This is a genomic window from Anthropogastromicrobium sp., from assembly GCF_037349415.1.
Taxonomy (GTDB): domain Bacteria; phylum Bacillota; class Clostridia; order Lachnospirales; family Lachnospiraceae; genus Anthropogastromicrobium; species Anthropogastromicrobium aceti.
Genome location: NZ_JAXWCK010000029.1, coordinates 1 through 11,076, shown reverse-complemented (window position 1 = coordinate 11,076; position 11,076 = coordinate 1). Strand labels below are relative to the sequence as shown.

The window sequence follows — 11,076 nt, the reverse complement described above, 5'->3', positions numbered from 1 at the left end:
AATAAGGAAAAAAACACCATGAAAAAAATATTATTCGCAACCACAAATGAGGGAAAGATGCGTGAGATCCGCATGATTATGGAAGGAAGCGGCTATGAGATTACGTCTCTTAAGGATGCTGGCATCAAGGTCGATATCGATGAGAATGGCAGCACATTTGAGGAAAATGCTCTGATTAAGGCAAATGCGCTTCGTCCATATACTGATGGCATCATTCTGGCTGATGATTCTGGTCTGGAGGTTGATTATTTAAATAAAGAACCAGGTGTACATTCAGCCAGATATATGGGTGAGGACACATCATATGATATCAAAAATCAGTCTATCATTGACCGTCTTGATGGAGTGGAAGGGAATGACCGCAGTGCACGCTTTGTGTGTGTGATTGCAGCCAGCTTTCCAGATGGCCATACCGCTGTCACACGCGGAACCATCGAGGGTGTAATCGCAAAGACACCGGCAGGCTGCGGTGGCTTTGGCTATGATCCGATTGTGTATGTGCCAGAGCTTGGCAAGACAACAGCAGAGATTTCAGCAGAAGAGAAAAACAAGATCAGCCATAGAGGAAAAGCACTTCGTGCCATGAAGGTAATTTTGCAAAAAGAGGAAAGCAATAATGAGTGAGCGCATTCTGATTGTCAGTGACACACATGGAAGACTTAATTATTTTAAGGAAATGTTAGCCAGAACAGGAAAGCCAGACAGATTGATTCATCTTGGTGACTCAGAGGGACAGCAGGATGAGATTGCACGCTTAGCAGGCTGCCCTGTTGATATTGTGCGCGGAAACTGTGATTATTCATCTGATCTTGCGCAGGATAAGCTAATAGAAATCGGAAAGTACCGCGTCTTTTTGACACATGGACATCGTTATCAGGTAAATTTCGGAATCCAGACACTAAAAGAGGCAGCACTTCTTCGTGGAGCAGATATCGCAATGTATGGTCACACTCACGTGCCGATTATCAATCAGGGAAGGGATGTTACTATCTTAAATCCAGGAAGTTTAACTCTGCCGCGTCAGGATGGTTTTGCCCACACATATATATTGATGGAAATTGACCGCGAAGGCGAGGCACACTTTACACTGTGCAAGTTATAATGTTTTTTGTGACTGCATACCACAGAAAGGAATACAGCCATTTATGAATAAAGTTTTAAGAGCCGCAATCCGAACAATGTCACGTCATCAGGGTGATATGACAAAAGACTACGAGAAGAGCCGTAAAAAAGAAAAAATGTATCCGTATTACAAGGGAAGAAGCTGCAATACAATGGATCGCATTCTCCATCTTGAGGGGCGTGATATCTTGCTTCGTACCTACAGCTATGATGGAAAAGTGGCACCGCTTATTTTATTTTTTCATGGTGGCGGCTTTGTGACAGGTGATTTTGAAAGCTACGGAAATGTCTGCGCAAATCTATCTGAGCGCACTGGCTATAAGATTGTTTCTGTTAATTATCGTTTGGCGCCAGAGCACCGTTTTCCGCAGGGATTAGAGGATTGCTATGAGGCGATGCAGGCAGTTCTTGCGCATTGCGAAGATTGGTATCAAGCAAAGCAGGAAGATATTGTTATCATGGGCGACAGCGCTGGCGGTGAGATCTGTGCGGAACTTGGTATGATGGCAAGAGATCGTGGAGGGCTGATGCCAAAAAGACAGGTACTGATTTATCCTGTAGCTTATGGTTCATATGGTGACGATAATCCATATCCATCAGTTGAAGAAAATGGATATGACTATTTACTTACACGTGCATTGATGTGCGAGTACATGGAGCTTTATCGAAGCAGCAAGGAAGATGAGAAAAATCCATACTTTGCACCGCTTCAGCATCATGACTTTTCAAATCTGCCTGATACGCTTTTGGTTACGATGGAGTATGATCCGCTTCGTGACGAAGGTGAAGCATTAGGTGAAAAAATGTGCGAGGCCGGCTGCAGCGTAAAGAGCGTTCGTGTGCTAGACGGCATTCATGGAATGATGCTTCTTCCGCCGATTTTTGCAGGTGCAAAGGAAATTTATGAGGCAATTGAAGGCTTCATTGGAAAACGAGGACAATCGGAAGACGAAGCAGTCAAAATAGATGCTTTGACAGAAAACGAAGTGCTTTCTGACAAAAATAAGTAAAGAGAAAAGTGAGGCGAGGGATAAGTGAAGAATACAAAACGGCCGGGATGGAGCCGGTTGGACAATGCGGCAAAGGTATTTCCGGCATTGGCGAATAAAAAAGACAGCCGTGTATTTCGCTTTGCCTGTCAGCTGACAGAGCCTGTTCAAAAGAAAGCGCTGCAGCAGGCAGCAGAGCAGGCGTTGGAGGAGTTTCCTATTTTTACAAACATCATCCGTCATGGCATGTTTTGGTATTATCTTGAGGAATCAGGAGAGATGCCGATTGTGCATGAGGAAGATCAAAATGTATGCAGCCGTCTTTATGATAAGAACGAGCATCATTTGCTGATCGATATTTCTTATTATAAGTGCAGGATCAATTTTGAGGTATTCCATGCTATGGCAGATGCGACAGGCGCGCTTATGTTTTTGAAAACGCTGGTAGTAAATTATTTGAAGATTGTTCATCCAGTGCTTGCGCATGAAGATTTGTCACTTGGTATAGACAGTACATTTCGAGAAAAGGATTCAGACAGCTTCAGTCAGTATTATAACAAGGAAGAGAAAAATTCAAGTATGTCCTTCTTAGGTGAAAAGACAGTGCCGATTTTTCATTTCCATGAGCCGTCGACACCTGACTTTTTCCAACAGGTAACAGAGGCAGAGGTTTCAACAAGACAGATCATTGCGGCAGCAAAACAGTATCATACGACAGTGACAGTCTTTTTGGTGTCTCTTTTGATTTTGTCCATCTATGATGCAATGGAACCAAGAGACAGAAAGAAAGCAGTGCGAATTATGGTTCCTGTTAATCTTAGAAGTTATTTTCCATCAGCGACGGTGCGAAATTTCTTTGGACTGATTGCAGTTACTTATGATCGAAAAAAGCAGGGAGAAACATTAGAAGACGTTATAGCTGCAGTTGCAGAAAATTTCAGAAGAGAACTGACAAAAGAAAAGCTTGAAAAAATGATTGCCGGTCAGGTTAGTCTGGAAAAGCATATGGCAGCAAGAGCAATCCCACTCATTTTTAAGGATATTGGAATGGAATTGTCAGGTCTGATTGCAGGAGCGCGTCAGACAATGTATTTTTCAAATATCGGGCGAATTACAATGCCAAAGGCATTGGCACCATATGTCTGTCAGTTTGACTTTTTTATTGGATGTGCCGGAAGACAAATTTGCATGTGTTCATATGAAGATCATATGATGGTAACATGCGCAGGAAGTTCAAGTCCAAAGGACACGGAGCGTGCATTCTTTCGCAGATTGGCCGAGTTTGATTCAGATATGATTATCAACACGAATTATTCGGGAAAGGAAGACTGATGATGGATACTGATAAAAAGCGAAAAACGATTCGATGTCAGAAATGCGGTCTTACATTTTCTGGAGAGCGTGTATATTGTCCGCTGTGTAAAAAGCGAATTATAGATGAAGGTACGGAAGATTCCTCTATAAAGGAAGATTTTGATGTATTTCCTGTGACACAAAAAAAACAGGCAGATTTCATTTTTATGAAAATCGTAACGTTTGCAGCACTCGCAGCAGTTATTGTGGCAGGTATGGTCGACAGAATGATGGTATTATCAGACCGCACATGGCAGCCGATATTTTTTCTCGTCGTAATAGGTGTGGCAGGAGGCTATGCACTTTTGATTGTCGGACAGCGAAAGTGGAAAAATATTCGCAAAATGGTCATGTATGAAGTGATCATAGGCATGATTTTATGTATAGCGTATGACTGGTATACTGGCTGGAAGGGCTGGAGCGTACAGATTGTTCTTCCACTTACAGTAGTTGGCATGAATTTATTATATTTTATTCTTGGATTTGTGGACAGAAAGCACCAGACAGATTATGGAATTTATTTTTTGCTGACTATTATAGCAACAGTTTTTGTTGTAATACTTGTCTGTGTTGGAGTTATGCATAACACAATGCTTGTGACAGTGACAACAGGCATTGGTGTGCTGCTTCTTATTGCAAAAATCATTTTTCAGGGAAAGACGTTTTTGTCAGAGTTATCAAGACGACTGCATGTCTGACTATGTTAGAAGAAAACAAAGAATAAAAATAAAAAAGAAAAAGATACTGATACAGTGAGGCGTATTGCTTTTTTGTATCAGTATTTTTTTGAGCATTTTAAAACAAAAGTTACGAAGGAAAATGAAGAGGAAATGACTAAAATCAGCCAAAAATAACCAAATAATCACAAATCAATCAAACTTGTGCAGGATATACCAAAATAATCAATCATATTCGTGCACTATATTGATTGATTTTGAACGATAATGATTGTATAATCACACTATAAGAAGTGTAAAGCAATCGTTTGGAATAGGAGGAAACGTCATGATTTATACAGTAACATTCAATCCGTCATTGGACTATATCGTTTCTGTACCGGGATTTGAGCTTGGTAAAACAAATCGCACCGAGTCAGAACAGCTGCTTCCTGGCGGAAAGGGAATTAATGTCTCGATCTTATTAAATCATATTGGTATTGAGAGTACAGCGCTTGGTTTTTGTGCAGGCTTTACTGGAGAAGAGATTAAGCGTCAGCTTCAGGTACAGGGCATTCATACAGATTTTATTCAGATGGAAAATGGATGTGCGCGTATCAATTTGAAGCTTCAGAATGTAGAAGGAACTGAGATCAACGGTATGGGACCTGCCATCAGCGAGGAGAAGACAAAAGAGCTTCTTGAGCGTCTTGATGTCTTAAAGGAAGGTGACGTACTTGTGCTTGCCGGAAGCATTCCTGCATCAATGCCAGATGACATGTACAGAAATATTGCAGCACGCATGGAAGGAAAGAAAATTTTGCTTGCAGTAGATGCAACAAAGGATTTGCTTGTTAATGTGCTGGAATATCATCCATTTGTTATTAAGCCAAATAATCATGAGCTTGGTGAGATTTTCGGTGTGAATCTTTCAACGAAGGAATCTGTAGTTCCTTATGCAAAGAAGCTTCAGGAAAAAGGTGCGAGAAACGTACTGATTTCAATGGCTGGAGAGGGTGCTGTTCTTGTGAGTGAAGATAAAAGCGTGTTCATGGCAGAGGCACCAAAAGGCACACTGATAAATGGTGTCGGTGCAGGTGATTCTATGGTTGCAGGCTTTTTGGCAGGTTGGATGAAATCACATGATTATAAGGAAGCATTTCGTATGGGTGTTGCCTGCGGAAGTGCAAGTGCATTTTCAGAATATCTGGCAGATAGTGAAATGATTGAAAAGGTTTACAATCAGGTTCAGGTTAATGAGTGCAAATAAAAAAGGAAAGGCAAGGTTTGATATATGAGAATCACAGATTTGCTCGATGCACGAAGCGTATCGCTTACGTCATCACCAAAGACAAAGAGTGAAGCACTTGATCAGGCAGTAGCACTGATGACAAAGAGTGGAAAAATCAATGACGAAGAAGCATATCGCAGTCAGGTTTATGCGAGAGAAGAAGAAAGCACCACAGGAATTGGAGAAGGAATTGCTATTCCACATGGAAAGTGTGATGCAGTCAGCAGACCAGGTCTGGCAGCAATGGTCATCAAAAATGGAGTAGATTTTGATTCACTTGACGGTGAGCCTGTTACACTTCTGTTTTTGATTGCAGCGCCAAACACAAAAGACAATGTGCATTTGGATGTGTTAAGCAAGCTGTCTGTTATGCTGATGGATGAGGAGTTTACAGAAAATCTTAGAAATGCATCAAGTGTTGAAGAATTTTTAAGAATTATTGATCAGGCTGATGAAGAAAAAGCAAGCATTAATGAGCGTCTTGAGCAGACAAGCATCTTAGACGAGCCATCTGAAAATAAGGCTGAGCCAGTTAAGAAGATTTTGGCAGTTACCTCATGTCCAACAGGAATTGCTCATACCTATATGGCAGCAGAAGGTTTAGAGAAGGCAGCAAAGAAGCTTGGATGCCGCATCAAAATTGAAACACGCGGTTCAGGCGGTGCAAAAAATGTGCTGACACAGGCTGAGATTGATGAAGCTGACTGCATTATCGTGGCAGCAGATGCAAAGGTTCCGATGGAGCGCTTCAATGGAAAAAAGGTGATTGAGTGTCAGGTATCTGATGGAATCAGCAAGGCAGAGGAATTGTTAAACCGTGCTATGTCTGGTGATGTTTCGGTGTATCATGCATCTGGTGCAGGCGAGTCTTCTTCAAGCACATCAGCAAAGAGCGGTGGAAGCGTTGGCCATAAAATTTATATGCAGCTAATGAACGGTGTTTCTCATATGCTTCCTTTCGTTGTAGGCGGAGGAATCTTGATCGCACTTGCATTTTTGATTGATGGTTTTGGCGTTGATATGGCATCACTGTCAGCAGAGGAGCGTTCTGCATTTGGAAGCATTACACCTGTTGCAGCAATGTTAAAAAGTATCGGAAGCACGGCATTTTCCTTTATGCTTCCAGTATTGGCTGGTTTTATCGCAATGGCAATTGCAGACCGTCCAGGACTAGCACTTGGTTTTGTTGGAGGAATGATTGCATATAGTGGAAAATCAGGATTTTTAGGTGCGCTTGTCGCAGGTTTTGCAGCTGGCTATATCATCCTTGGACTCAAAAAGATTTGTGATAAGCTGCCTGATGCACTTGAAAAAATCACACCAGTTTTGATCTATCCAGTAGTTGGAATTTTAGCAATGGGACTTCTTATGAACTTTGTAGTAGAGCCTGTTATGGGTGCAGTAAATACTGCGTTAAATAATGGCTTGACAAGTATGGGGGGTTCGAGTAAGCTATTATTAGGATTTGTTCTTGCAGGTATGATGGCAATCGATATGGGCGGCCCGTTCAATAAAGCAGCATATGTATTTGGAACTGCAGCAATCGCTTCTGGAAATTATGATGTTATGGCAGCTGTTATGATTGGCGGTATGGTTCCTCCATGTGCAATTGCACTGTCAACGATTTTGTTTAAGAATCGTTTCACAAAGGAAGAAAGAGATGCAGGTCCGACAAACTTTATCATGGGTCTGGCATTCATCACAGAAGGTGCAATTCCATTTGCAGCAGCTGATCCGCTTCATGTAATTCCGGCATGTGTGATTGGTTCTGGAGTTGCAGGTGCACTTAGTATGTTGTTTAAATGTACACTTATGGCACCGCACGGCGGTATTTTCGTATTTCCTGTAGTAGGAAATGCAATTATGTATTTACTGGCACTTGTGATTGGAACGGTTATTTCTACTGTTTTATTAGGCGTGTTAAAGAAGCCAAGAGAAGCATAAAATGCGTCAATTAAAAAATTGATAACTAAAAACCTGAAAAGAAAAAAGGGGCAGCTTGCCCTTATAATAAAATCAAAGAGGATAAAGGAGAACAAAATGAAAGAGTTTACTTACACTATTACAGATCCAGAAGGAATCCATGCTCGTCCGGCAGGAGAACTGGTAAAGGCAGCAAAGGCATTTGAGAGTGCTATTAAGCTGAATAAGGAAGGAAAGTCAGCAGACTGCAAGCGTGTATTTGGTATCATGGGACTTGCTGTAAAGCAGGGACAGACTGTTACCGTTACCGTAGAGGGAAGCGATGAGGAAGCAGCAGCACAGGCAATGGAGAATTTCTTTAAGACAACTCTGTAACGTTATCAAATAAGAAAATAAAAGGGCGGACACCGAAATTCGGCAGTCCGCCTGCTGTGCATATGGTCACAGAAAGGTGGATTTTATGAAAGTTTATCACGGAAAAAGTGTATTTGGCGGTATTGCGATCGGAAAAACAGCCGTATATCAAAAGAGTGAGCAGCAGGTAAAGCGCGTGAAAACAGAAGATTCTGACGGTGAGTGGGCACGTTATCAGGCAGCAAGAGAAGCTTCGATTGAGCAGCTTGGCGAGCTTTATGATAAGGCATGCAGAGAAGTTGGAGAGACGAATGCTGCTATTTTTGAGATTCATCAGATGATGCTTGAAGATGACGATTATAATGAGTCAGTTGAAAATATTATTCGTACGCAGCAGGTAAATGCTGAGTATGCAGTAGCAGCAACTGGTGACAATTTCTCTCAGATGTTTGCAGCTATGGATGACGATTACATGAGAGGCCGTGCAGCAGACGTAAAGGATATTTCAGAGCGAGTATTAAATAATCTTTCTGGTGCAGGAAAGACAGGTGTGATAACAGATGAGCCTGTTATCATTTTGGCAGATGATCTGGCACCATCAGAGACAGTACAGCTTGACAAGGATAAGGTGCTTTCATTTGTTACTGTACACGGTTCAACAAATTCCCACACTGCAATTTTAGCAAGAACCATGGCAATTCCAGCATTGATTGGAACTGATATTCCGCTTGATGAAACTACAGATGGTGTGTTGGCTGTTGTTGATGGAAGTGATGGCACAATTTATGTTGATCCAGACGAAGAAACCATGGCGCTGATGCAGGAAAAGAAGCGCGCTGATGAGGAGAAGAAGGCGCTTTTGCAGCAGTTAAAGGGAAAAGAAAATAAGACAATTGACGGCAAGAAGATTATGCTTTATGCTAATATTGGAAACATCAAGGATCTTGCAGCAGTTATTCAGAATGATGCAGGCGGAATCGGTCTTTTCAGAAGTGAGTTCTTATATCTGGAGAAGGAAGATTATCCAACTGAGGAGGAGCAGTTTAAGGTTTACAAGACAGCCGTTGAGACAATGGCAGGAAAGAATGTAATTATCAGAACTCTTGATATTGGTGCTGATAAGCAGTGTGCTTATTTTAATATGGAGCATGAAGAAAATCCTGCACTTGGCTATCGTGCGATCCGTATCTGCCTGACACAGACAGATGTATTTAAGACACAGCTTCGTGCGCTGTTTCGTGCAAGTGCATATGGAAAGCTTTCAATCATGTATCCGATGATCACAAGCCTTTGGGAAGTAAGAAAGATTAAGGAAATCGTAGAAGAAGTAAAGGCAGAACTTGATGAGCAGGGTATTGCCTATGGAGAGCCTAAGCAGGGTATTATGATTGAGACACCAGCAGCTGTTATGGTAAGTGAAGATCTTGCAAAGGAAGTTGATTTCTTCAGTATTGGAACAAATGATCTGACGCAGTATACACTAGCTGTTGACAGACAGAATCCAAAACTTGATCGTTTCTTTGATCCGCATCATCCGGCAATTCTTGCAATGATCCGTATGGTAGTAGAGAATGCGCATAAAGCAGGCATCTGGGCAGGCATCTGTGGTGAGCTTGGTGCTGATACCAGTCTGACAAAGGAGTTTCTGGCAATGGGTGTAGATGAGCTTTCAGTATCAGCAGGAAGCATTTTGCCGATTAGAAAGATTATTCTTGAAACAGATTTAAGCCAGTACGGGAAGGACATAAAATAAATAATGCTTACGGAAAAACGATATGAACTAATTTTGAAACTGCTTGATGAACAAAACAGCGTTACAGTGGCGGAGATCAAGGAAAAACTAAAGATTTCTGAATCCACAATTCGCCGCGATTTAAATGCGCTTGACAAAGCCGGAAAGTTAAATAAGGTATTTGGAGGTGCAGTGGCGATTGAAGCTGGAATTACAACAGCAGAGCCATCTGTTGCACAGAAAAAAGGTGTCAACAAAGAAGAAAAACAGCTTATTGCACGCTATGCGGCAGCACTGATTACACAGGATGACTTCGTCTATCTAGATGCAGGAACAACAACAGGTTGCATGATTGATTTTATAACAGAAAAAAGTGCAACATATGTAACAAATGCGGTCAGTCATGCACAAAAGCTGGCAGCAGCAGGTTTTCGTGTTTATCTGATAGGCGGTGAGTTAAAGCCAACTACAGAGGCTGTTGTAGGTAATCAGGCGATTCTTAGTCTGGAGACACTTCATTTTTCAAAAGCGTTTTTCGGAACAAATGGTGTCAGCCTAAAGGCTGGATTTAGTACGCCGGATTACGAGGAAGCAATGGTCAAAAAGACTGCTATCGGGCAGGCAAAAAAGGCCTACATACTGGCCGATTATTCGAAGTTTGGAAATATCAGTTCAGTTACATTCGAGGAATTTGCAAAGGCACAGGTGATCACAGACCGCAAACCGCCAGAGGCATTTTTAAGAAGTAAGAATATCATTGTTGCTTAAAAAGGTGCGATAACTCATAAATTTTAAGCAGTTTTGGGGTCAGGTCACTGCCTGACCCCAATTTTGCAAGTGTCCTAAAAATGTGTAAATGCATGGAAATGAGGAATGAACAAGGATGCGGTGTGATACGCCTACGCATAAGGATGAAGAAATGTCGGATAAACTTGCAAGACTACAAAGGGGTAAGATAATATGCCCTTTGTTTTATATTCTTTTGACGAAATTACGATAGAATATTGGAACTTAGCATGATATAATAATAGAAAATTTTTAGGAAGAGGTGAGAACGATATGAAAATTATCCGAGATAACTGCTCAGTACAGTTGATGTAAACTGTTGGCAGATTGTGCTGAGGTTAAAAGAAACTTGCCAGTAGTCGTTGACTGTACTGCTCTGATGCTTGAAATACAATATGTAAAGGAGTACAGTTATGCGTTATATAAAAGAAATATTAAAGAAAAACAGCATATGGGTATTGGTCTACATTGGACTAGGTATATTTAATTCATTTATGGCTAATTACAAGGTTGACTATTTCCAAAAGGTTATTGATGGATTGGCTGATAGAACACTTGCATTTGCAGGAGTTGCAACATATGGCTTTATTTTGCTGGTAAATTATTGTATGAATTATCTGGATAATTACCCTGAAAAAAAGTTGGAACATGGTATTTATTTGGATTTTAAGCTTTTGTCACTTAGAAAAATAAGTACAATCGATTATACGGAATATCAGAAAATAGGTACGGGCAAACTTGTTCAAAGGATTGAGAATGGTTCAGCAGCAGGAAGAAATGTATTATTCAATTTCTGGTTGTGTTTGATTCGTGATTTACTTCCTACCATTGGTTTTAGTATATACTTTATTTGGAAAATAGATGAAAAAG

General features: G+C 41.1%; 10 protein-coding genes and 1 pseudogene. All 11 read left to right on the top strand.

What is annotated here, in order from left to right; all coding sequences use genetic code 11:
* Positions 1-18 precede the first annotated feature (18 nt).
* Positions 19-624 carry an XTP/dITP diphosphatase gene (locus WJP93_RS06170; protein ID WP_337547334.1) on the top strand — a complete coding sequence of 202 codons (606 nt, stop codon included), beginning with the start codon at positions 19-21 and terminating at the stop codon, positions 622-624.
* The gene (locus WJP93_RS06165) at positions 617-1,102 is read left to right on the top strand and encodes a metallophosphoesterase (RefSeq protein ID WP_066560418.1); all 486 of its coding nucleotides are present in this window, start codon (positions 617-619) and stop codon (positions 1,100-1,102) included. Before WJP93_RS06170 ends, WJP93_RS06165 begins: the two co-directional genes overlap by 8 nt.
* Positions 1,103-1,145: 43 nt before the next feature.
* A complete protein-coding gene (locus tag WJP93_RS06160; RefSeq protein ID WP_337547333.1) occupies positions 1,146-2,132 on the top strand; it encodes an alpha/beta hydrolase in 987 nt (328 codons plus the stop codon).
* 24 nt (positions 2,133-2,156) lie between these two features.
* On the top strand, positions 2,157-3,443 hold the full coding sequence (locus WJP93_RS06155; protein ID WP_337547332.1) for a hypothetical protein: 1,287 nt from the start codon (positions 2,157-2,159) through the stop codon (positions 3,441-3,443).
* A complete protein-coding gene (locus WJP93_RS06150; protein WP_262539118.1) occupies positions 3,443-4,162 on the top strand; it encodes a DUF6320 domain-containing protein in 720 nt (239 codons plus the stop codon). The genes WJP93_RS06155 and WJP93_RS06150 overlap by 1 nt, the downstream gene beginning before the upstream one ends.
* Before the next feature lie 307 nt (positions 4,163-4,469).
* On the top strand, positions 4,470-5,390 hold the full coding sequence (gene pfkB, locus WJP93_RS06145) for a 1-phosphofructokinase (protein WP_227101915.1): 921 nt from the start codon (positions 4,470-4,472) through the stop codon (positions 5,388-5,390).
* 24 nt (positions 5,391-5,414) lie between these two features.
* Positions 5,415-7,355, top strand: coding sequence for a fructose-specific PTS transporter subunit EIIC (locus tag WJP93_RS06140; protein WP_337547331.1), 1,941 nt, complete (start codon positions 5,415-5,417; stop codon positions 7,353-7,355).
* 96 nt (positions 7,356-7,451) lie between these two features.
* Positions 7,452-7,709, top strand: coding sequence for an HPr family phosphocarrier protein (locus tag WJP93_RS06135; protein ID WP_227101917.1), 258 nt, complete (start codon positions 7,452-7,454; stop codon positions 7,707-7,709).
* Positions 7,710-7,794: 85 nt separating this feature from the next.
* The gene (ptsP, locus tag WJP93_RS06130; protein WP_337547330.1) at positions 7,795-9,441 is read left to right on the top strand and encodes a phosphoenolpyruvate--protein phosphotransferase; all 1,647 of its coding nucleotides are present in this window, start codon (positions 7,795-7,797) and stop codon (positions 9,439-9,441) included.
* A 3-nt stretch (positions 9,442-9,444) separates the two neighbouring features.
* Positions 9,445-10,188 (top strand): DeoR/GlpR family DNA-binding transcription regulator, encoded by a 744-nt coding sequence (locus WJP93_RS06125; protein ID WP_227101919.1) that lies wholly within the window; start codon positions 9,445-9,447, stop codon positions 10,186-10,188.
* Between the two features lie 431 nt (positions 10,189-10,619).
* Positions 10,620-11,076 (top strand): annotated as a pseudogene (locus WJP93_RS06120) (ABC transporter ATP-binding protein); the annotation flags it as partial.